The organism is Pectobacterium sp. PL64 (assembly GCF_022477975.1).
GTDB lineage: Bacteria > Pseudomonadota > Gammaproteobacteria > Enterobacterales > Enterobacteriaceae > Pectobacterium > Pectobacterium jejuense.
This window is the reverse complement of record NZ_CP092070.1, coordinates 2,024,555-2,046,954: the sequence shown is the minus strand read 5'-3', so window position 1 is coordinate 2,046,954 and position 22,400 is coordinate 2,024,555. Positions and strand designations below refer to the sequence as shown.

Annotated in this window: 23 protein-coding genes; 11 read left to right on the top strand and 12 right to left on the bottom strand. The window is 49.9% G+C overall.

Going from position 1 to position 22,400, the window contains the following annotated elements:
• Positions 1-223 precede the first annotated feature (223 nt).
• Together HP572_RS09050 and HP572_RS09045 are read left to right on the top strand one after the other, a co-directional pair.
• On the top strand, positions 224-817 hold the full coding sequence (locus HP572_RS09050; RefSeq protein WP_205550343.1) for a hypothetical protein: 594 nt from the start codon (positions 224-226) through the stop codon (positions 815-817).
• Between the two features lie 211 nt (positions 818-1,028).
• Positions 1,029-2,099, top strand: coding sequence for an MBL fold metallo-hydrolase (locus HP572_RS09045; RefSeq protein ID WP_240585396.1), 1,071 nt, complete (start codon positions 1,029-1,031; stop codon positions 2,097-2,099).
• 103 nt (positions 2,100-2,202) lie between these two features.
• Here HP572_RS09045 and HP572_RS09040 read toward each other — a convergent pair whose 3' ends face one another.
• Genes HP572_RS09040 through HP572_RS09025 form a run of 4 tightly spaced genes read right to left on the bottom strand, consistent with a single transcriptional unit; the run spans position 2,203 to position 6,180 of the window.
• Positions 2,203-3,204, bottom strand: a complete 1,002-nt coding sequence (locus tag HP572_RS09040; protein WP_240585395.1) for a transketolase family protein — start codon at positions 3,202-3,204, stop codon at positions 2,203-2,205.
• Entirely contained in the window at positions 3,204-4,049 is an 846-nt protein-coding gene (locus HP572_RS09035) for a transketolase (RefSeq protein ID WP_240585394.1), read from the bottom strand. Before HP572_RS09035 ends, HP572_RS09040 begins: the two co-directional genes overlap by 1 nt.
• 15 nt (positions 4,050-4,064) lie before the next feature.
• Positions 4,065-4,814, bottom strand: a complete 750-nt coding sequence (locus HP572_RS09030) for an SDR family NAD(P)-dependent oxidoreductase (protein WP_240585727.1) — start codon at positions 4,812-4,814, stop codon at positions 4,065-4,067.
• Positions 4,815-4,848: 34 nt separating this feature from the next.
• Positions 4,849-6,180, bottom strand: coding sequence for an MFS transporter (locus HP572_RS09025; protein ID WP_240585393.1), 1,332 nt, complete (start codon positions 6,178-6,180; stop codon positions 4,849-4,851).
• Between the two features lie 287 nt (positions 6,181-6,467).
• Between HP572_RS09025 and HP572_RS09020 the strand changes: the two genes are divergently transcribed.
• Entirely contained in the window at positions 6,468-7,388 is a 921-nt protein-coding gene (locus HP572_RS09020; protein WP_240585392.1) for a LysR substrate-binding domain-containing protein, read from the top strand.
• 15 nt (positions 7,389-7,403) lie between these two features.
• On the opposite strand, the gene HP572_RS09015 is transcribed toward HP572_RS09020, so the two are convergent.
• Positions 7,404-8,291 (bottom strand): LysR family transcriptional regulator, encoded by an 888-nt coding sequence (locus tag HP572_RS09015; RefSeq protein ID WP_240585391.1) that lies wholly within the window; start codon positions 8,289-8,291, stop codon positions 7,404-7,406.
• A gap of 145 nt (positions 8,292-8,436) precedes the next feature.
• Between HP572_RS09015 and HP572_RS09010 the strand changes: the two genes are divergently transcribed.
• Positions 8,437-9,957: an MFS transporter gene (locus tag HP572_RS09010; RefSeq protein ID WP_240585390.1), complete on the top strand. Its 1,521-nt coding sequence runs from the start codon at positions 8,437-8,439 to the stop codon at positions 9,955-9,957.
• A 118-nt stretch (positions 9,958-10,075) separates the two neighbouring features.
• Here HP572_RS09010 and HP572_RS09005 read toward each other — a convergent pair whose 3' ends face one another.
• Together HP572_RS09005 and HP572_RS09000 are read right to left on the bottom strand one after the other, a co-directional pair.
• Positions 10,076-10,807 (bottom strand): MerR family transcriptional regulator, encoded by a 732-nt coding sequence (locus HP572_RS09005; RefSeq protein WP_240585389.1) that lies wholly within the window; start codon positions 10,805-10,807, stop codon positions 10,076-10,078.
• Between the two features lie 124 nt (positions 10,808-10,931).
• Complete coding sequence (locus HP572_RS09000) at positions 10,932-12,152, bottom strand: diguanylate phosphodiesterase (RefSeq protein WP_205550353.1); 1,221 nt, start codon at positions 12,150-12,152, stop codon at positions 10,932-10,934.
• 352 nt (positions 12,153-12,504) lie between these two features.
• Between HP572_RS09000 and ycgZ the strand changes: the two genes are divergently transcribed.
• From ycgZ to HP572_RS08985, 3 genes are all read left to right on the top strand, one after another.
• A complete protein-coding gene (ycgZ, locus tag HP572_RS08995) occupies positions 12,505-12,744 on the top strand; it encodes a regulatory protein YcgZ (RefSeq protein ID WP_240585388.1) in 240 nt (79 codons plus the stop codon).
• Between the two features lie 172 nt (positions 12,745-12,916).
• Complete coding sequence (locus tag HP572_RS08990; RefSeq protein WP_205550357.1) at positions 12,917-13,228, top strand: hypothetical protein; 312 nt, start codon at positions 12,917-12,919, stop codon at positions 13,226-13,228.
• Between the two features lie 40 nt (positions 13,229-13,268).
• On the top strand, positions 13,269-13,547 hold the full coding sequence (locus tag HP572_RS08985; RefSeq protein WP_205550359.1) for a biofilm development regulator YmgB/AriR family protein: 279 nt from the start codon (positions 13,269-13,271) through the stop codon (positions 13,545-13,547).
• Positions 13,548-13,791: 244 nt separating this feature from the next.
• Here the strand turns inward: HP572_RS08985 and ychF are convergent, their stop codons facing one another.
• Both ychF and pth read right to left on the bottom strand, forming a co-directional pair.
• Complete coding sequence (ychF, locus tag HP572_RS08980; RefSeq protein WP_039480662.1) at positions 13,792-14,883, bottom strand: redox-regulated ATPase YchF; 1,092 nt, start codon at positions 14,881-14,883, stop codon at positions 13,792-13,794.
• 129 nt (positions 14,884-15,012) lie between these two features.
• Entirely contained in the window at positions 15,013-15,600 is a 588-nt protein-coding gene (gene pth / locus HP572_RS08975) for an aminoacyl-tRNA hydrolase (protein WP_010274897.1), read from the bottom strand.
• 313 nt (positions 15,601-15,913) lie between these two features.
• Between pth and ychH the strand changes: the two genes are divergently transcribed.
• Entirely contained in the window at positions 15,914-16,183 is a 270-nt protein-coding gene (gene ychH / locus HP572_RS08970) for a stress-induced protein YchH (RefSeq protein ID WP_205550365.1), read from the top strand.
• 177 nt (positions 16,184-16,360) lie between these two features.
• Here ychH and prs read toward each other — a convergent pair whose 3' ends face one another.
• From prs to lolB, 3 genes are all read right to left on the bottom strand, one after another.
• Positions 16,361-17,308, bottom strand: a complete 948-nt coding sequence (gene prs / locus HP572_RS08965; protein WP_010274915.1) for a ribose-phosphate diphosphokinase — start codon at positions 17,306-17,308, stop codon at positions 16,361-16,363.
• Between the two features lie 137 nt (positions 17,309-17,445).
• Positions 17,446-18,318: a 4-(cytidine 5'-diphospho)-2-C-methyl-D-erythritol kinase gene (gene ispE / locus HP572_RS08960; protein ID WP_240585387.1), complete on the bottom strand. Its 873-nt coding sequence runs from the start codon at positions 18,316-18,318 to the stop codon at positions 17,446-17,448.
• Positions 18,319-18,321: 3 nt separating this feature from the next.
• Positions 18,322-18,945, bottom strand: coding sequence for a lipoprotein insertase outer membrane protein LolB (gene lolB, locus HP572_RS08955; protein ID WP_240585386.1), 624 nt, complete (start codon positions 18,943-18,945; stop codon positions 18,322-18,324).
• A gap of 232 nt (positions 18,946-19,177) precedes the next feature.
• Here lolB and hemA point away from each other — a divergent pair, with 232 nt between their 5' ends.
• From hemA to prmC, 3 genes are read left to right on the top strand one after another with little or no spacing between them, the layout of a single operon-like run.
• On the top strand, positions 19,178-20,434 hold the full coding sequence (gene hemA / locus HP572_RS08950) for a glutamyl-tRNA reductase (RefSeq protein ID WP_039496291.1): 1,257 nt from the start codon (positions 19,178-19,180) through the stop codon (positions 20,432-20,434).
• 33 nt (positions 20,435-20,467) lie between these two features.
• On the top strand, positions 20,468-21,550 hold the full coding sequence (prfA, locus tag HP572_RS08945) for a peptide chain release factor 1 (protein ID WP_205550371.1): 1,083 nt from the start codon (positions 20,468-20,470) through the stop codon (positions 21,548-21,550).
• A complete protein-coding gene (prmC, locus tag HP572_RS08940; RefSeq protein WP_240585385.1) occupies positions 21,550-22,395 on the top strand; it encodes a peptide chain release factor N(5)-glutamine methyltransferase in 846 nt (281 codons plus the stop codon). Before prfA ends, prmC begins: the two co-directional genes overlap by 1 nt.
• The last annotated feature ends 5 nt before the right edge of the window (positions 22,396-22,400 follow it).

Genomic DNA, 22,400 nt, shown 5'->3' with positions numbered 1-22,400 from the left:
TATGGCTCCAAATGACACATGGGGGTGAGTAAACGGCGCGATTCTAGCGAAGGAACTCTCCGACAACAAGTTTTTGTATAAAAAATGCTATTCTTTCCTGTAGTTGTAGAATGTGTTGGCGCGTGTAAACGTGGTAAAAAGGCCAGAGGCTATCGACGTCAGCGTGATAAGAATAGCGAGTGGTGAGATAGGGGATGCACACAATGAAGAGTCGAGGAATATAATGAAAATCAGTGTGATAAAGAAAGGGATTGCGGGTCTTTTACTGGTACTGCCGTTGTACGGTGTCGCAGAGACAAAAGATCCAGATTTGTTCGTCGGCTATACCACGCAGGATCTTACCGATGCATTACCTGCGCAGCTGTTGAACATGATTCAGCGAGACAAAGTGGTCGATGCGGCAAACCACATGGTGCAGACCGAGTATGTTGACCCTACGACAGGCAATAAGGCGCTGGTTTCATTGTTCATGCTGCCGCCCGATAGAGATGGAAATGTTCCGATTGCCTCCAAGCCCAGCGATCTGGATGCGGTGATTGCCAGTACCGAGAAAGAGATGCTGCGCCAGCGCATTAAGCCCGACCAACGTGCGGGAAACATTGACGGTGCGACGCCTTTTCGCTGCTTACAAACGATTCTGAATAATAAGGTCCTGCATTCGCTGTGTTCGACGCTGATTAAAGGACGCGTGCTGGAAGTGCAGGCGATCAACACGGTCGATAACATTCAGGATGAAGCCGGGCTGAATAAGGTCATCGGGCAACAGAATGAGTTTGTTATCGGAATGGGAAAAACGCTGCTGGCGCTCAAAAAGTAATCCGTACTGACGCAGCAGGTAAACGTCAGCGGTGACAGATCGCCGCGGTTTCTCATCAATATTCTTGAGCGAAGGCGAGCACCTTCGCTTTTTTTGCACCAAAAATCCCCCGGTTCTCCCTTGCCAGATTCTCAGCGTTCGTGCATAACTGCCGGTGCCAAAGGGCCGATGCCTGAAATCAGGCATGACGAAACGACACCGGATAAACGCTATGCTTTTGTTACTCGTTTTGGCTGTGATTGTAGTCGCCGTTTACGGCTGGTTAAAACAGCCGCAGTATGTATCACCAGAGGTCAAGCCCCAGCCGGAAAACCCACTCTTTCGCGATGGCGCGTTTCATAACCCAGTGGCTCGCCCGACGGTCGATAGCCAGAACCGATTTGCGCTGCTGTACCGTTTTCTTTTCGAGAAAGACGCTGGCGCGTTGCCAGATACCCGTCTGCCGTCGGAAAAGACCGATTTGCACCAGTTGAGTAAAACGGATAACGTCATCATCTGGATGGGACACTCCAGCTATTTCATTCAACTGGAAGGGAAAACGTTCCTGCTGGATCCGGTATTTAGCGACAACGCTTCGCCGGTGCCGCGTACCAATGTTGCCTTCAAGGGCAGCAATGTGTATTCACCGGACGATGTTCCCACCATCGACTATCTGCTGATCACCCACGATCACTGGGATCATCTGGATTACCCCACGCTGGACGCGCTACGCGGGAAAATCCGCCGCATCGTCACGCCAACGGGCGTGGGCTCCTATTTTGTAAAATGGGGTTTCCCGCAGAAAGACATTACGGAAGGCGGCTGGTTCAGTTGCCTGAAAGAGAACGGAGTCGAGATCCATGTACTTCCGACACAGCATTTTTCCGGCCGACTCCTCAAGCATAATCAAACGCTGTGGGGCTCATTTGCGCTGATTACAGAACAACATCGTCTGTATCTCGGTGGGGACAGCGGCTATGGCGCTCATTACAAAGCGATCGCCGAGCGCCTGGGCGGATTCGATATTGCGATACTGGAATGCGGGCAATACGATCGGGATTGGCCCCACGTTCATATGACGCCGGAAGAGAGCGCGCAGGCGGCTAGTGATTTGCAGGCTAAAGCGGTATTACCGAGCCATAACAGCAAATTTAAGCTGGCGCACCATCGCTGGAACGACCCGCTGGAACGCATTTCTCAGGCGAGTGAAAATCAAGGCTGGCGACTGATGACGCCCCGCATTGGCGAACGCGTTCAGGTCGATAACCCGCAGCAAACGTTTAGTCAGTGGTGGAATGCCTAAATGGCATGAGTGAGATCAGCGTCAGGGACAGAAGACCTCTCCTGTCCCTGATAGGTTCCTCTGTGCAGAGCCGAGGAACCTATATCATTACGGTGTTGTAGGATTAATTGAGGCGTTTTTTGATTTTTTCTACCATCGCCGCAGTGGAAATACCATAGCGATCGTGCAGGGTTGGCAGGGCACCCGCATGCAAGAACTCGTCGGGCAACGCGATAACATCCAGTTCACAGTGCACGCCTTTGCGCATAAGCAGGGCGGCAATGGCTTCGCTTAATCCACCCACACAGGTGTGGTTTTCGGCGATGATGACCAACCGCCCGGGCTTAGCGGCTTGAGCAAGAATCGTCTTCTCATCCAACGGTTTTATCGTGGGAACGTGGAGTACAGCCGCGCTGACGTTGTCTTTACGTAGTTTTTCAGCCGTCTCCAGCGCGCGCATTGTCATCAGCCCTGAAGAGATAATCAGCACATCATTACCGTCCTCCAGAAGTTTTGCTTTACCCAGTTCAAACTTGTAGTCGTATTTGTCCAGTACAAGTGGAACTTTGCCGCGCAATAAGCGCATGTAGACTGGGCCTTGATGTTCCGCGATTGCCGGAACGGCCTGTTCAAGCTCCAACGCATCGCACGGGTCAACGATCGTCATCCCCGGAATACCGCGCATGATTGCCAGATCTTCAGTCGCCTGATGGCTCGGGCCGTATCCGGTTGTCAATCCTGGTAGGGCAGCACAAATCTTCACATTCAGATTTTCTTCTGCAATGACTTGATGGATAAAGTCATAAGCACGACGCGTCGCAAAGACCGCATAGGTGGTCACAAATGGAATGAACCCTTCTTTTGCCATTCCGCCAGCCGCCCCCATTAGCAGCTGTTCTGCCATACCCATTTGAAAGAAGCGCTCTGGGAATGCGTTAGCAAAAATATGTAGATCGGTGTATTTGGACAAATCGGCCGTCATGCCAACAATTTCACGCCGTTCTGCAGCGAGTTTTGACAGGGCGACTCCGAAGGGAGCCGCTACCGTTTCCTGGCCTTCATCGGCAATGGAGGCAATCATGGCGGATGTCGTTAAACGAGGTTTGACCTGCGCTGTCTGGCTCATTACAACACTCCTTCAGGTTTGTTTTCATCGAGTACTGAGAGCGCTTTCTGCCATTCGTCAGCATCAACGCGAATGAAATGGTTTTTATCGCGCGTTTCCAGAAACGGTACGCCTTTGCCCATCAGTGTGTCGCAGAGGATCACCCGTGGTTTGTTTTCTGGGTAACTCTTCGCATTATCAAATGCCTTAATCACGGCGGCGAGATCGTTTCCGTCAATACGCTGAACATACCAACCGAAGGAAGACCATTTGTCTTCTAGTGGTTCAAAGCCCAGTATTTTCCGGGAGTCGCCATCAGCCTGTTGTTTGTTGACGTCCACGATATTGATGAGATTGGACAGGCCATAGTGTGCCGCAGACATGGCGGCTTCCCAGGTTGAGCCTTCATCCAGTTCGCCATCGGACATAGAATTGATGACCAGCGCTGAATTTTGCTTCTGCTTAAGGCCCAGCGCCATGCCGACAGCAATGCTCAGACCTTGCCCCAACGAACCGCCTGAAATCTCCATCCCCGGTGTATACGTAGCCATACCCGACATCGGCAAACGGCTATCATCAGAACCGTAAGTCTCCAGTTCTTCCCGAGGAATAATGCCCGCTTCAATCAGTGCTGCGTAATAAGCGATAGCGTAATGGCCGTGTGAAAGCAGAAAACGGTCGCGTTCTTCCCATTTTGGTTCTTCGGGGCGGTAATTCATGATATGGGCGAATGCGGTGGCGAGGACATCGGCATACCCCAATGCTTGTCCGATATAACCCTGGCCTTGCACTTCCCCCATCAAGAGGGCGTAACGACGAATACGCCAGGCGGCAGCCGCTACTTTTTGAAAATCGGTTTGTGACATTTATCTGTCCTCACATTAATGGATTAGCATGCCGCCATTGACATCAAGCGTAATACCGGTGGAGTAAGAGGAAAGATCGCTTGCCAGGAATAATGCGGCCTGTGCAATATCAATCGCGTCGCCGAGTCGGTTAAGCGGAATCCCTGCCAGAATAGAGGTTCTCATTTCATCCGTTAATTTCCCGGCAGTAATATCCGTTTGAATCAGGCCAGGGGTGATGGCGTTCACGCGAATATTATCAGGCCCGAACTCACGAGCCATCGCTTTAGCCAGGCCAAGAACGCCTGCTTTTGCTGCGCTGTAGTGTGGACCGCCAAAAATGCCACCGCCGCGTTGTGCCGAGACGGAAGAAATACAAACGATGCTGCCTTTATTTTGTGCCCGCATAGCTGGGATTACGGCCTGTGACATCAATAACGTGCCACGCAGGCTAACATCTAAAACCGCATCATAATTGTCACGCTTAATATCGAGCGTCTTAATCGGCTGTGTAATGCCAGCGTTGTTGACTAAAATGTCTATACGTCCAAACTTAGCAATGATTTGTTCAATAGCTGCATGTACCTGCTGCTCATTAGACACGTTAGCTTTCAAACCTAAATGTTTGTCGCCAAGAGACGCCGCCGCTTTTTCACTTGCCGCTTCATCGAGATCAATAATGACAACATGGGCACCATTTTCTGCAAATAACTTTGCGGTAGCAAAGCCCAAACCACGTGGGGAGGCTGCCCCTGTAATAACAGCGACTTTATTCTTTAATAACATCATTTACTCCATTTTTGTTGAGATAATCAGAAGGTTATTTCGGTTCGTCGATCATTAATATAAAAATCAAACCCAGTGCGGCGCAAATTCCAAAATAAGAGAATACGGTATTAAAACTTCCCGTTGAGTCCAGGATAAATCCTGCGAGCATTGGAGAAACAAATCCCCCGAGGTTGCCTCCAGTATTAATAATGGAGGCGGCGATAGGATAGATTTTAGTATCAGACACAGCCATTCCGTAGGCTGTAAACGCAGGCCATCCAATATTCAAAGAGAGACCAACAAAAAACAAACCCGTACATACCGCCAAAGTATTGCTTGGTATATTCAGCATGATGGCCATCATAATAACCGTGCTTATCGCGGTAAAAATCATGGTGGGTTTTCTGCGGCGACCTAATATTTTATCCGAAACGTACCCGCCAAAGATGGCTCCGATAAATCCGCCGATGCAGGGCATGGCTGCGACAAACCCCATGCTCATAAAGTCGAACCCTTTCTCTTTCACAAGATAGAGCGGTATCCAGGTCAATAGTCCGTATAACACGCTGACCATCATGAAATAGGCCAGGGAGTCTCCAATTATATTTTTTGAGGTTAAAAGCCCTTTTACTGTCGAAACAGGTTTCAGCGCTTTTACGCGGATTATTTTATCCAATGTTGTGAATTTTTTATCAGGGACAATATTGCTTTCCCGATGTGAAGCTTCCTGTTTATCTGAATTGATATAATCGAGCTCTGCCTCTGAGACAAAGCGACTCTCGGATGGTTTCGATTTCACCAACAAATACCAGGCGATTGCCGCAATGACGCCCGGAATGGCGAATGAGAAAAATACCCAGCGCCAGCCCCATGTGACCGCGATCCATACCGCTAATGGCGGAACCAGTATTGGCGCGAACATGGTTGCAGCAATATAGACGCCCGTTGCTGTTGCTTTTTCCTTTTTAGGGAACCAACTGTTGATTGTCGACGCCAGCCCAACAGGACATGGGCCTTCTGTAAGTCCGAGCCCCAGACGTATGAATTTGAGTCCGAGGATTGACGTTGCCGTTCCCATCAACCAGGTAAAGGCTGAGAACCCGAAAATGGATACAGATATGAGCCCGCGAGTTCCCCGTTTGGCGATAAAGAAACCCGCTGGGATCTGGCTAAGTGCATAACCCAGGAAAAACATACTGGCTATGGCACCGGCTTCGAAGTTACTAATATGAAATTCTTGGATAATAAAAGGAAGCACCGCCCCAATGTTTGTACGATCGGCATAATTTATTGTATAGACAATGAAAATCAATGCCAGCACCACAAAGCGGTAGTTGGTTTTCTTTATTTCTGAGTAGGGTACGCTTTGTTCTATACGAGACATTTTTTACCTCATGGTATGAACAACTATTTTTATTAGGACCACTAAGTGGGTTCACCGCTGACTATAACGACAGGATGGAAAAATGGAATTAAATAAAACTCATTTGTAGTTGAGAAAAATTTTTATCATGAATTGGATCATAAAAATGGCTCTGCTTAGCCGTAAAAAAACACATGGTAAGACTAAATTGTGATATCCATCACAAACCTATATCTAAAAAAACTCGCCATTTATAAAAAATAGGTACTATTGCTGCTTATTACTTCAAATAAAAACTAGTTGTCACCATGAAAAAAGAGAATAACGACAATCTTCCAATCCCCTCTTTGAGGAATATTCAAGCTTTCCTTCAGGTTGCCAATTGCAACAGTATAAATACTGCCGCAGAACAGCTTAACATCACGCCATCGGCCGTTAGTCATCAAATATCAACGCTTGAGCGGTTTATCGGGAAGAAATTATTTATTCGCAATGGCAGGGGCGTTAAGTTGACATTGACGGGTGAGAAATATTTACGTGATGTATCTGGCGCGATAAGCGAAATAGGGCGGGCAACAGATCAAATAATTAATGAAGGCGGGAAGGAAATCCTTCGCGTTCACTCCTCGCCAACGTTTGGATTAACCTGGCTAATGAGGCGGTTAGGGTATTTTAGAGATCAATATCCTGACATTACGCTAAATTTGACATGTTCTTATGAGAATCTTCAGTTCTCCCGTGATAATATCGACATTGATATCAGGCATGGCATAGCCGATTGGGATGCCTATAAAGTATTGACGATAAAGAAAGACACGATGATTGTTATGGCATCTCCTGCATATTTAAAACAGCATCCCGTGATAAACCCAGAAGATTTATTGACCTATGAACTCATTAGCTCAACAAGTACGTTGATTAATTGGGATAAATGGTTTTCTTACCATAATTTATCCAAGTCACATATAAATCATAGCCTCAGTTTTGACCGTTCATTTATGAGTTTTGAAGCCGCAAAAATGGGATTGGGTTTTATTCTGGAAAGTAAAATGCTAGGCACAGATTTCCTTCGCGAAGGTTCCCTTGTTCCTGTCCTTTCTGAAGATTATGCCATTCCTGTTAATGCACATCACATCGTCATGCCACATGTTAATGAACGAACACCAAAGATAAAGGCTTTCACTGACTGGGTTCGCAAAGAACTCCAGACCAATGGGTTTTCTATCTGACTGACATCCTCACCATCAACCAAATGTTTTCTCACTCAGGCAGTCAATAAATGCCCGGAGTTTGGGAGACAGATCGCGACTGGCGGGCCAGAGAATCCACATTGGGCTGCTATTTTGAGTGAAGTCATCAAGGATGGTCTGTAATCGACCATCGCGCAGGTATTTCGCCACGCTGAAATCTGGCAGGCAGGCAATGCCTTGGGCCTGTCGGGCCAAATGGATGCGCATTTCTATGCTGTTGCAGACCAGCGAGAGCGGAATGTCGTAGGCGTTTTCCTCTGCTGCTGACGGGAGCGGCCACGGTTCGAGACGACCCGAGCTGGGAAAGCGGTAATGCAGACAGACATGCGTCTGTAGATCCATCGGGTGTTGCGGCAGTCCGTGTTCCTTAAAATATTCCGGCGCACCGACCAGAACGCGGCGGAACGTGCCCAACTGACGGCGCTTGAGTCCTGAATCTGCCAGCGTTCCAGTGCGTATCGCGGCATCAAAGCCATCACCAATGACATCCACTAAACGATCGGAGAAATCCAGATCCAGTTCTACTGCCGGATAACGCCGCATAAAATCTGCGATGACAGGCTCGAACAGGCTGCTGTGTCTGGGTAGGCTGACGCGCAGTTTACCGTGTGGCGTCTCGCTGGCCTGCGTCATTTCCAGTTCAGCGGCTTCGACCTCGCTCAGAATGCGGCGGCAGCGCTCAAGGAACTTTTCACCTTCGGCGGTCAATGCCAGCGTTCGTGTGCTGCGATGAAAGAGGCGCACACCCAAGCGTGTTTCCAACCGTGCAACCGCTTTGCCGACAGAGGAGGGAGAAACCCCCAATTCGCGGGATACGGCGGAGAACCCAAGCCGTTCCGCCACGCGCACAAAAATGCCAATACTGCCCAGTTTATCCATCATCACGCCGACCTATTTAAGACATTTTTGTCCGAAGTGTTGATAACCTTATCCTATTTTTCTCGTTATGGCTTTGGCTTAAGCTGCAGGAAACGCCCGGTGACCTCTGTTGGTGTCTTTGGGCATCACGTTATTGCAGACGAGAACGATGACTTCACTTTCTTTTCCCTCCGCCAGAATCTGGCTTCAACTGCTGGCCGCTTGCCTCACTGGCTTATTGATTCCGCTGTGTTTCACTGGCCCGGCGGTCGTGCTACCGGCGATCAGTCAGGAGTTGGGCGGCAGCCCAGTGCAACTTAGCTGGATTATGAACGCTTACATCCTCAGCTATGGCGGCGCGATGATGGTATCGGGCAGCCTGACTGACATCTACGGGCGCAGGCGTATTTGGCTGATCGGGCTGGCTTGGTTTTGTGTTTTTACCTTTGCGATTCCGTTTTCCCCCAGCGTACTGTGGATCGATCTGCTGCGGTTGCTACAGGGGCTAGGCGGCGCGGCGGCTTTTGCCGCGGCGATGTCATCGCTGGCGCCGCTTTTTGCTGGGCGAGCCCGCGCACGTGCTTTCAGTTTACTGGGTACCACCTTTGGCCTCGGGCTGGCTTTCGGCCCGCTGATATCAGGATGGATGGTTGAGGCCAGCAGTTGGCAGGGCGTCTTCTACGCTACGGGCATTGTGGGCCTGCTTGGCTTGGGGCTGGTCGCGATAAGCACTCGACAGGTGCATGAGACGAACTCTGGCACGATGGACTGGCCGGGCATGATCAGCTTCACGCTGGCTTTGGGACTCTTCACCTACGGCATGCTGCTGGTACCAGAACTGGGATGGCGCAATCCGATGGTTGTCGCCATGTTGCTCGCGTCAGTTGCCGTGTTTGTCGGTTTTGTGGTTATCGAACGGCGGGTAGCACAGCCGATGCTGGATTTGGGATTCTTCCGCTCTCCCGGATTTATTGGTGTACAGGTGCTGGCCGCCTCGCCCGCCTTCCTCTTCATCGTGTTGATTGTGATGCTGCCGGGGCGCTTCATCGGCATTGACGGCTACAGCGCATTGCAGGCAGGGCAGATGATGGTGTGGCTGGCAGCCCCGTTGCTTGTGGTGCCATTTTTGGCGGCGCTGCTGACGCGCTGGTTCACTCCCGGCTTGCTGTGCAGCGTCGGACTGTTTCTTGTGGCGGGCGGACTGATCGGGTTAGCGCATGGTTTTGCTCAGGGCGGTGAGTCGTTACCGTTGCCGCTGTTGCTGATTGGCATCGGTATCGGCCTGCCGTGGGGGCTCATGGACGTGCTGGCCGTCAGCGTAGTGACGCCGGAACGGGTTGGTATGGCTACGGGGATTTTCAATACGGTGCGGGTATCCGCAGACGGTGTCGCTATCGCCATGATTAGCGCCTTGCTTGCCACGTTGATTCAAAATGGCATGGAGCTGGAGATGGGGGAATCGGTCTCACAGGCTGCGCTTCTGGAAGCGGCCAGCCGCACCGCATTAGGAGAACTGCATACCGCCGTGTCGATCCTGCCTGAGTATGAGGATCTGTTATTACAACGCTATGCGGAGTCGTTCATCACCGTCATGTACGTATTGGCAGGAATCGCCGCACTGACGGCCTGCGCGGTATTCGTTTTGCTGCGTGAGCGGCCAGCGGGTGCGAGTACCAGCCAGCGGACATAACATGGGGTTTCATCACTCGGTTGTATTAATGAAATGACCCGTGTTGAGTGATAGGCAGAATGGTTTCCATTCATACGAATTCGCGGGTAAACGCTTTAATATCGATAAACTATCGCGATTAAGCTTTGTGAAAATCGATGGAAAACCCTTGTTGCTGCCAGTGAGAGAGTTGTTCACTCTGACTACGAGACAACGCTTTGCCTGTCCATACTAAAATGTGTTGGCCAGGAAAGAGTTCTGGGCGAAGGGAGCTAAGTGGTTCCGCTAATACTTCAATGCTCCAGCCCTGTTGTGAAAGACGCCACGCTTCTAGCCACAAACGCGTGCGGTCATTGTTATCCCATGCAATAAGTAAAGCTTCTTTCCCTTGTTTTTTACGCGACTCAGCAAGGCATAGGACAGCATACTCAATAAGAATACCATCTAGCAGGCTAGACATAATCTGTGACGTATTTTGATCAAGGCTAAGGCGTTGACGCACTGGGATAAAAATATGATCGATGAGTGAGTCGGCAGAATGCTCTCGACTTATTGCCACGATCATGGCTCGCAGTTTGGCGGGGCGAACATGGCGCAATATGGTCATCATTTCTTCCTGAAGTGCTGACCAGCCATCATTGATGGAAACGCTCTTTTTTTCTAGCAGTGCTTTAACCTTACCAACAGGAACGCCACTTTCTACCCAACGCTTAATTTCTTCGATTCTCTGAATATCACTTTCATCAAACTGGCGATGCCCGCCTTCGCTGCGCTGCGGTTTCAGCAATCCATAGCGCCGTTGCCAGGCTCGCAGTGTTACGGGATTAATTCCACATCGTTCGGCTACATCACCAATACTATAAAAAGTCATTGACTCCCTCATGCTAAAAGCCGATCTGCTCACTGCTAAAACTAACTAATCATGACAAGTTGTACAAATTTTTTTTACTGTACAAGTATGGGAACCTGACGATTACCTCAATATTGTGCTTATTCTAAAAAACTGACTTTTTTTCTGGCCAGGCGATCGCTGGGATTGTGCCAATCTCTGGTTTGGCGAACAAATATCCTTGAAAAAGAGAGATTCCGGCAGACTCCAGCCACATCCACTCTTCAGGTTTCTCTATACCTACGGCGGAAACCGAGATTTCAAGCGAGGTGCAACATTTGATAATGGCTTGAATGATGGCCTGCCGAGAGCCACTTTTATGTACGTCTTTGATCAGATCTCGGTTGATTTTGATCCTGTCAGGTTGAAACTGGGCAAGTAATAACAGCCCAGCAAAACCCGCACCAAAGTGGTCAATGGCTACACGAATGCCTGCCGCTTTCAAAAGCCTGACGGCGTCAGTAAATTCGTCAAAGCGCGAGATAACCTCACTTTCGGTAAATTCTATAATGATTTGTTCCGGTACAAGCCCGTTTGTCTGAATTTCCTGCAAGAGAAAGTTAACTGCCTGGGGGATCTTAACCAATGTCATCGGTCTAAGATTAACCGATAGACTCTGTTCCCCAAGCTGTAGCGCAGAGGCCATAGCAAATGCTATTTTTTTACTTCTGAGATCAGCCTCGTAGATTTCATCCTCTGTCAGCCCCTCGAAATAAGAGTGGGCTTGGTCGCCGGATGGTGTACGGATTAGTGCTTCCAGCGACACAATCTGTCGTGAAAGCGGGTCGATGATTGGCTGAAAAGCGAAACTACAGTCTGATGATTTATCGGTGAAAATAGTTTTTGGCTGAGCGGTATTCTCATCAAGAATGAAATCCCATGAGTCAGCAGGGGGGATTTCAAAGTAGTTCTCTTTTTCCCTGTCTTCAACAAACGTTCTGAAGAATTGAAGAGCACGGTCATCATAGGTTAACTGATATTTGGACGTGCCTTTGTCCAGTACATTCTGAAGCACTTCATTCCTGTCATATTTTCTTAAATCAAAGAGCTCCATCCCAGTCTTACCAAATCGCCGTGATGGCGCGTAGTCATACAAAAGCTCTACCACGTTATAGTGGCGATTGTCTTTGCAGATGTGGCGGTAGATAGGGATAACACTTTCTTCAGGACCTTCAAGTAATTGGAAGAAATGGGTGCCATTGAAAAGCAAAATGCCCGTTACATCAACTCGGCTATTTTTTTCATTTGCAGCAGCGACCATGTCTTCTAGTGTGTTAATCGGGATGTTGTCACAGATATGGCTACGGTAAATGATGGTCGTGAGCATGATAGTCCCGAGGCAAAAAATAAATGAACCAATACAGTAACAGATGCTTATCTACACGTCTTGTGAGGAATGCAGCTTGGCCAAAGAGATGCGATGTGTAATACCTTGACATCACAACGCTTTTCTGACGAATTGACATTTTATCTCAGTCCTTCTAATCCCTTTAGAGAGCACGTACAAATTTTCAGGTTTTTCCAACTGTTTGTTTTTTGTAATTAATTGAATTTAAAGATTTTTATATGCAATCGCCATTTTTATTGATTTATTTGTACAATTTTAATGTACGGATCTTCTTTTTTTGTATAAGTTTAATGATAATTTCATTGATTACTAAAGATTAGAGGAGTGACATATGCATCAGAATGGTTACATTCCAGATACTGCTAATGCCATTACCCGGTATTTCAATAAAGCCACGTTACCTAGCCAGCAGGAAACATTAGGACACATTGTGGTTGAAATTTTAAGTGAAGGGAAAAGCCTGAGCCGAAAAGCCATTTGCAATAAACTGTTTCGTCGAGTTGAACAGGCTTGCGATGAAGAAGAGGAAAGACACTATTATACGTTAATCGGTCTGCTTTTTGACCGTTAAACGCGTTCGCTGACCGTAATAAATACCTTAAGCTCATGTTATTAAAGTCAATTCTGGCAAGGAGTGGTGAAAGTTTCGCAAGGGGGGCTAACCTTTCTGCCTGACACCTCCATCAGAGCACCTGACTAATGCCGCTTTACGTTCCGAATATTGCGGCACCAGAGACGCAGTTATGAAAAGTAGTAAAATTAATCAACTGATAGATGAGTTAATCGGAGAGGCTGTACTGTCTCTCCTCAGGGAACATTGTCCCATCAGCCTTCAAGCACTTATCGTGAAGCTGCAAGCAATGGAGTCTCATGAACCGAACGAAGGGCGACGAGAGACAATAGTACGAATTATTGCTGAAATTACTCACAATAATGGCACGTCTATGTATCTCAGCCCAACGAACGAGGTCGGTGAATGGGATGAAGATGAAATAGATAATGTCTATCCATTGTTTGGTGGCCGTCAACAAGGTAGTTCCGATAAAAAGCACTGACAGTATCTAATGACAAATAAATGAATAACGGTGTGAATACATGAGTCAGACTACACTTAAAAAGCCAGAAAATTATGCAGATCTTCCTGATACGGTATTGTCTGAATATTTTCGTAATGCGGGAGATATGCTGGCAGATGAGTCCGCGATGCTTGGTGCGGTTATCCGTAGTATCCTCGCTAACGGCGAGACACTGAGCAATAAAACGATTATTCTGCGACTGATGGAATTGCTTGAATCTACGAATGATGTGGTTGAGGGAGATGTTATTCGTAAGACATTGGAAATTATCGTCGACCATACAACGGACGATATTTGAATATCCGCAGCATCAATAGACACTATGCTGCCAGCTACGGCCAGATAGATATTGAGAGTGGCGACGGTGCGCAGAGTAAAGTCGTAGTTGCTGCTCCACTTGTACACATCCCTATGCGTATTTTTGACTGCGCTTCCATATCACCTGAGACACCATGAAAAAAAATCCACGCAATCGCGTGGATTTTATGGGTTTGTCAGTCTTCATGCGATGCATTGAGATCGCATGAGACAACAGAAGCGAATTAGACGTTGAACAGGAAGTTCATCACATCGCCATCTTTAACGATGTATTCCTTGCCTTCTGAACGCATTTTTCCGGCTTCTTTCGCGCCTTGTTCACCTTTGTAGGTGATGAAATCTTCAAAGGCGATAGTTTGCGCGCGGATGAAACCTTTCTCGAAGTCGGTGTGAATCTTACCGGCGGCCTGCGGGGCGGTTGCACCGACAGGGATCGTCCATGCACGAACTTCTTTCACGCCAGCAGTGAAGTAGGTTTGCAGATCCAGCAGTTCATAGCCCGCACGGATTACGCGGTTCAGGCCCGGTTCTTCTAACCCTAACTCAGCCATGAATTCTTCACGGTCAGCATCGTCCAGTTCGGCAATATCCGATTCAACGGCGGCGCATACGGCCACAACGACAGAACCTTCAGCGGCGGCGATTTCGCGCACTTTATCGAGGTATGGATTGTTTTCGAAGCCGTCTTCGTTGACGTTAGCGATGTACATCGTTGGTTTCAGCGTCAGGAAGCTCAGGTAGCGGATAGCTGCTTTATCTTCATCGCTTAAATCCAGCGAGCGCAGCATGCCCGCGTTTTCCAACTGCGGTAAACATTTCTCCAGCGCGGCCAGCTCAGCTTTAGCATCTTTATCGCCGCCTTTGGCTCTCTTCTGCACGCGATGAATGGCGCGTTCACAGGTATCGAGGTCAGACAGGGCTAATTCAGTGTTGATGACTTCGATGTCATCAGCTGGATCAACTTTGTTGTTTACGTGGATGATGTTGTCGTTTTCGAAGCAGCGTACAACGTGGCCGATGGCTTCCGTTTCACGAATGTTGGTCAGGAACTGGTTACCCAAACCTTCACCTTTGGACGCGCCTTTTACCAGACCCGCGATATCAACAAATTCCATGGTGGTAGGGAGGATACGCTGTGGCTTAACGATCTCAGCCAGCTTGTCCAGACGTGGATCGGGCATTGGCACTACGCCAGTGTTCGGCTCGATGGTACAAAACGGGAAGTTGGCCGCTTCGATGCCGGCTTTGGTCAACGCATTGAACAGAGTGGATTTACCGACGTTAGGCAGCCCAACGATACCGCATTTGAATCCCATGTTTATATCACCTTAAATAACTTATTAATCAGGCAATTACTATCTCTTGCCTGTCAGAATGGAAATATTTCGGCCGATTATACACGGAATGGCGATTTATCTCGATCTGCCATCCGCATTCTGACCAGATTATGCCGCTTTGAAGGCATGCAAGCGGTTCATCGCTTTGATCATGTCTTCTTTCATCAGGATTTCTGTGCAGCGTACAGCTTCGTCAATGGCATCGTCGATCAGCGTCTGCTCGCTCGTCGGCGGTTTGCCCAGCACAAAACCGGTCACTTTGCTTTTATCGCCCGGATGGCCGATACCGATGCGTAAACGATGGAAGTTCGGGTTGTTACCCAATTTACTGATGATGTCTTTCAGACCGTTATGGCCGCCGTGCCCGCCGCCCAGCTTAAGTTTGGCAATTCCCGGTAATAAATCCAGTTCATCGTGTGCAACTAGAATTTCATCAGGCTGGATGCGGTAGAAAGTGGCCATTGCCGCGACGGCTTTGCCGCTCAGGTTCATGAACGTGGTGGGAACCAGCAGACGTACATCTTGCCCAGCCAGATTCAGGCGGGAGGTGTAACCAAAAAATTTGCTTTCTTCTTTCAGCGGCTGACGGTAAGCGTCCGCCAGACGATCGACAAACCAGGCGCCCGCATTATGGCGGGTGGCGGCATATTCAGCGCCGGGATTCGCCAGGCCGACAATTAATTTAATGCTGCTCACGGTATATTCCAGATTACGTGCTTAAACTGACGCAGGGTAGTGTGATAACGAAAGCGCTAGTTTACACACCGCATGAGGGATAGCCAAATATCGGTGTTGGAATGTAAAAATATTGTTATTTGTTTAGTGGTGTGATTATTCGGATTTTTGTCTATTTATTTGTTTAAACGTAAAAAAATATTAATCATTCCCCTTATCTGTGATCCCTCCCGCAATCATCTAAGTACATTATTGTCTATAATTACATCAATAATACGACAGTAAACAGTAATGGCACTCCGATTCATCCACAGAATTAATCTGGAGGTGGCAGATGAAACGCAAGAACGTGACAGTACTAGGTAATATATTGATGGGTATCGGGATGATCATGATGATTGGCGGTATCGGTTTTTCTATTGCCAGCCAGTTCCCGAAACTGAATGTTCCTGAATATATGACTTACATTGATCTGGTCAGTATTTTTTCTGGCGCAATATTTTGGTTGGCGGGGGCGCGTATTAGCGGGCGTGAAGAAGTCGCGGATCGTTACTGGTGGGTTAAGCACTTTGATAAGCGTTGTCGCCGCCAGCGCCATCAATAACCGTTAATTACCCATAAGTATTAATGAAAATGAACAATAGAGCCGCTGTAGCCTCGCTATGGCGGTTTTTTGTTTTTTATAGTGATAGGCAATTGGTAGCGATAAAAATAAGAAAGCCACCTTGTTACAGGTGGCTCCCTCATTATCGTTTTTGATCGATTATCTGATCAGCGGCGATTAATGTTCAAACATTGCAGAAATGGACTCTTCGTTGCTGATACGACGAATCGCTTCGGCCAACATACCGGACAGTGTCAGCGTACGAACATTCGGCAGTGAACGAATGTTTTCCGCCAGCGGAATGGTATCGCAGACAATCACTTCATCAATTACAGAGTTCTTGATGTTCTCGTAAGCATTGCCTGAGAAGATCGGGTGTGTGGCATAAGCGAATACACGTTTAGCCCCACGTTCCTTCAGCGCTTCCGCCGCTTTGCACAGCGTGCCGCCGGTGTCGATCATATCGTCAACCAGCACACAGTCACGGCCAGCGACGTCACCGATGATGTGCATTACCTGAGAAACGTTGGCACGCGGACGGCGCTTGTCGATGATCGCCATGTCGGTATCGTTCAGCAGTTTAGCGATTGCGCGGGCACGCACAACGCCACCGATATCTGGAGAAACCACGATCGGGTTTTCCAGATTCTGTTGCAACATATCTTCCAGCAGGATCGGGCTACCGAATACGTTATCTACTGGCACATCGAAGAAACCCTGAATCTGCTCAGCGTGCAGATCCACAGTCAGAACACGGTCAACACCCACGCTGGACAGGAAGTCAGCAACGACTTTCGCGGTGATTGGCACACGTGCGGAACGCACGCGACGATCCTGACGGGCATAGCCGAAGTAGGGGATAACGGCGGTAATACGTCCCGCGGAAGCGCGACGCAGAGCATCGACCATCACAACCAGTTCCATCAGGTTGTCATTGGTGGGTGCACAGGTGGACTGGATGATGAAAATATCACCACCGCGTACATTTTCATTGATTTGCACGCTGACTTCGCCATCGCTAAAACGACCGACAGCGGCGTCGCCAAGGCTAGTGTACAAACGGTTGGCAATACGTTGTGCTAGTTCCGGGATGGCGTTACCAGCAAAAAGCTTCATATCAGGCACGAGAAGAACCTCAGGCTTGCGTCCAGAGAAATATTGCACCTGCCAAGCAAGGAAGAACAACAGGTACAACATGCATACGGGTGTATGAATTAAGTTTGCTACAGACTGGCCGCATGGCAGCCGGTGTGTGGCAAAACCTAACGTTGCCCAGAAAGCGTACGGTGCAGCGGAGAGATATTAACACCTTTCGCGACGAAACCGTTTAACCATTCCGGGGCCTGGTCAAGCACCTGACGGGCTGCGAACTCGGTGTCAAACTCTGCAAACACACAAGCCCCCGTTCCAGTCAGGCGCGCCGGGGCATATTCTAGCAGCCATGAAAGTAGCTGTTCAACCTCACGAAAACGTTTTCTTGCGATAGCTTCACAATCATTGACGAAGGTCTGGTTTAATAAAGTTTCTAAATCACGAATTGGCGAATTCCGCGTCAACTCAGGATCGCTGAAAACCAACGGTGTGGCAATACTCACGCCAGGGTGAGCGACCAGATACCATTTTTCTGGCGGATTCGCGGGGGTTAACTGCTCGCCAATGCCTTCGGCAAAGGCAGAATGCCCACGAACAAAGACGGGAACATCGGCACCCAATTGCAGCCCCAGTTCGGCCAACGTATCCACGCTCAGCCCGCTTTGCCACAAATGGTTGAGGGCAACCAAAACGGTCGCGGCATTGGATGAACCGCCTCCCAGCCCGCCGCCCATCGGCAGGTGTTTCTCAATGCTGATGTCTGCGCCGAACTGGGCAGGGCGAATATTGTAGTGTTCGCAGTGCTGCTGTAATAAGCGAGCGGCGCGGACGATCAGATTTTGCTCGTTCGCTACACCGTCGACAGGGGTAAGCAGGTTAATCTGGTCGTCATCACGCGGCCGAATCGTCAGGGTGTCACCGTAATCCAGAAACTGGAATAGCGTTTGCAGCAGGTGATACCCGTCCTCTCTCTGACCGGTAATATAAAGAAACAGGTTCAGTTTGGCGGGGGCAGGCCATGTCTCGATAACCGTCGGTTGCATCGCTTATTTAACCATCCAGTTATTCATCTTCAGCTTAATACGCTGTTCACCCTGAACCAGCTCCAGGCTGGTTGGCAGCGGAGGCGTCAACTCGGTGTTGTAGCTCTGATAGCTGACATTCCAGTTTTGGTTGCCCTGACGATAGGTGATGGTTTTCAGCAGATAGCGTTCATCTAGCGTGAATTCGGTGGCGTCACCTGGGATGCCGAGAATCCACTGGCGCAAATTATTCAGTGGGATCGCCATACCGGTCAGTTGCTGAATCATATATTCGGCATCTTTACCCACGTAACGCTTGCCCTGATTGTCGGTGATTTGCACGCCGTCAGGCTGGGCACGCAGTTCTAATTCGGTGCTGCCGAGCGGGTTGGTCAGCAGCAGTCGATAACGCTGTGGCGGTGTGTCCTGCCAGAAGAAATTGGCTGATACCCTTTTGCTATCGGAGATATAGGCAAAAGCGCCGCGCGTCTGGTATTGGCTGAGCTGCTGGACTTTTTGCTGATGCTGCTGCCACTCTGGCGAGGTGGTACTTTTACCCGTTTGGGTCGGTTGATTAATGCTACAGGCGGCAAGCAATACGCTGGCTAAAGGCAGTAAACGCAGGCATCGGACGGTTTTGGTTGGCATGTTGGTCGTATCCTGTAAATGAACGAAGTCCGTGAAATACGTCACGCTAACGGGCTTACCGCTCAGCGTCAATGATTGTTATTCGTTAATGCCGTTTATTGTTTTTTGTCAAAAAGTGACTACCTCAGACGAGGTGTATCGCGTGCTGTCGCTTTTCTTGCACTCCCGCATCAAGTAGAATGCGGTTCAGACGAAATCCATACTAAGACCGGTATTACTCAGAAACAGCCTAATGACCCTGCTTGCGCTTGGTATTAATCACAAAACCGCACCGGTTTCTCTGCGTGAACGTGTTGTGTTCTCACCAGATAAACTCGGCGTGGCCCTCGACAGTCTGCTACAGCAACCGCTGGTGCAGGGCGGCGTTGTGCTGTCTACCTGCAATCGTACGGAACTCTATCTTAGCGTTGACGAACAGGAAAACCAGCGTGAGCAGCTGATTCGCTGGCTGTGTGAATATCATCAATTGCGCCCAGAAGAAGTCAACGGCAGTCTGTACTGGCATCAGGATAATGCCGCCGTTAGCCATTTGATGCGTGTTGCCAGCGGTCTGGATTCTCTGGTGTTAGGCGAACCGCAGATTTTGGGGCAGGTGAAGAAGGCGTTTGCCGAATCACAGCGTGGTCATTCCTTGTCCAGCGAACTGGAGCGGCTGTTCCAGAAATCCTTTACCGTTGCCAAACGGGTTCGTACGGAAACGGATATCGGTGCCAGCGCGGTGTCGGTGGCATTTGCCGCCTGTACGCTGGCGCGGCAGATTTTTGAATCACTGTCGGATGTCACTGTGCTGCTGGTCGGTGCCGGAGAAACCATTGAACTGGTCGCTCGCTATCTTCGCGAGCACAAAGTGCAGAAAATGGTGATCGCGAACCGTACCCGTGAACGCGCGCAGGCGCTGGCAACGGAAGTGGGCGCAGAAGTCATCACGCTGGCAGAGCTGGACGAACAGCTCGTTCAGGCTGATATCGTGATCAGTTCAACGGCAAGTACGCTGCCGATTATCGGAAAAGGGATGATGGAACGGACGCTGAAGGCGAGACGGAATCAGCCAATGCTGATGGTGGATATTGCGGTTCCGCGTGATATTGAGCCGGAAGTCGGTAAATTGCCGAACGTTTATCTCTACAGTGTGGACGATCTGCACGCGATCATTCAGCATAACCTCGCTCAGCGCAAAGCAGCGGCGGTGCAGGCTGAATCTATCGTGCAGCAGGAAAGCTCCGACTTCATGGCGTGGCTGCGTGCGCAGTCCGCGGTGGAGACCATTCGCGATTATCGTGCTCAGGCCGATGAATTGCGTGCGGAAATGACGGCCAAGGCGCTGGCTGCCATCCAACAAGGCAATGACGTTGAAGCGGTGATTCAGGAACTGACACACCGTTTGACCAACCGTCTGATTCACGCGCCGACCAAATCCCTTCAGCAAGCCGCTCGTGACGGCGACCAACACCGGTTACAAATTTTACGTGACAGCCTTGGGCTGGACTAGCATTCATCTCTATTACAGGATTTAACCGCCCGCATGAAGCCTTCTATTGTTGCTAAACTGGAAGCGTTACAAGAACGCCATGAAGAAGTCCAGGCGTTACTCGGTGAGCCCAGCGTCATCGCTGATATGGATCGCTTTCGCGCGCTGTCGCGAGAATATGCGCAGCTCACTGATATTACCCGCTGTTTCCAGCAATGGCAGCAGGCGCAAGAGGATCAGCAAACCGCAGAAATGATGCTGGACGATCCTGAAATGCGCGATATGGCGCAGGAAGAATTGAAAGAGGGGAAAGCGACGATTGACGCACTGGAGCAACAGCTTCAGGTGCTGTTGTTGCCGAAAGATCCCGACGATGAGCGCGGCTGTTTTCTGGAAGTGCGTGCCGGAACGGGCGGTGACGAAGCCGCGATCTTTGCCGGCGACCTGTTCCGTATGTACAGTCGTTATGCTGAATCACGCCGCTGGCGCGTTGAGGTGGTAAGCGCCAGCGATGGCGAACATGGCGGCTATAAAGAAGTTATCGCCAAAATCTCCGGTGACGGCGTGTACGGCCAGCTCAAATTTGAATCCGGCGGTCATCGTGTTCAGCGCGTTCCCGCGACGGAATCGCAAGGGCGCATTCATACCTCAGCTTGTACGGTCGCCGTGATGGCGGAAGTGCCAGAAGCAGAGATGCCGGACATCAACCCGGCGGATTTACGCATCGATACCTTCCGCTCTTCTGGCGCGGGCGGTCAGCACGTTAACACCACCGATTCCGCTATCCGTATTACCCACTTGCCAACCGGTATTGTCGTGGAGTGTCAGGACGAGCGTTCACAGCACAAAAACAAAGCCAAAGCGCTGTCGGTGTTGGGCGCGCGTATTCGTGCCGCAGAAGTGCAGAAACGTCAGCAGGAAGAAGCGTCAACCCGCCGTAACCTGCTCGGCAGCGGCGATCGTTCCGACCGTATCCGTACCTACAACTTCCCACAGGGAAGGGTGACCGATCACCGCATTAACCTGACGCTTTACCGGCTGGATGAAGTCATGGAAGGGAAGCTGGACACGCTGATTCAACCGGTCGTGCAGGAATACCAGGCCGATCAGCTTGCTGCGTTGTCCGAGCAGGAATAATGACGTATCAGGATTGGTTAATCTCTGCCGCGGCGCAGCTCGCGGCAGGAGAAAGCCCGAAGCGAGATGCGGAAATTTTGCTGGGCTTTGTAACCGGCAAGTCCCGTACGTTCCTGCTGGCGTTTGGTGAAACTGAGCTGAACGCGGCTGAACAGCAGCAATTAACTGAACTGTTGGCGCGTCGTGAACAGGGAGAACCCATCGCCTATTTGATCGGCGTGCGCGAGTTTTGGTCACTGCCGCTGGCTGTGTCGCCCGCCACGCTGATTCCTCGGCCCGATACCGAGTGTCTGGTCGAACAAGCCTTGCTACGCCTGCCTCAAACGCCGTGTGCCGTGCTGGATCTGGGCACGGGAACCGGTGCGATTGCACTGGCGCTGGCGAGTGAACGGCGTGATTGCCGGGTGACTGGCGTTGATGTTCAACCCGATGCCGTTGCGTTAGCGACAAAAAACGCCCAGCAATTGGGGCTCGACAACGCCCATTTCTTATCCGGAAGCTGGTATTCACCGCTTGATCACACGCGCTTTGCGCTTATCGCAAGTAACCCACCGTATATCGATGAGGATGATGTGCATCTGTCGCAGGGCGATGTCCGTTTTGAGCCTGCCAGCGCGCTGATTGCCGCCGATAAAGGATTGGCGGATCTACGTACCATTATTGAATCCGCTCCGCATTATTTATATTCCGGTGGCTGGCTGCTGCTGGAACACGGCTGGCACCAGGCTGATGCGGTGCGTCAGCTCTTGCAGGCCCGAGGATTTACACAAATAGAAACCTGTCAGGACTATGGTGGCAATGACCGCGTGTCGTTAGGACGCTGGTCGGATGCCCCAATTTATTAGGAGCA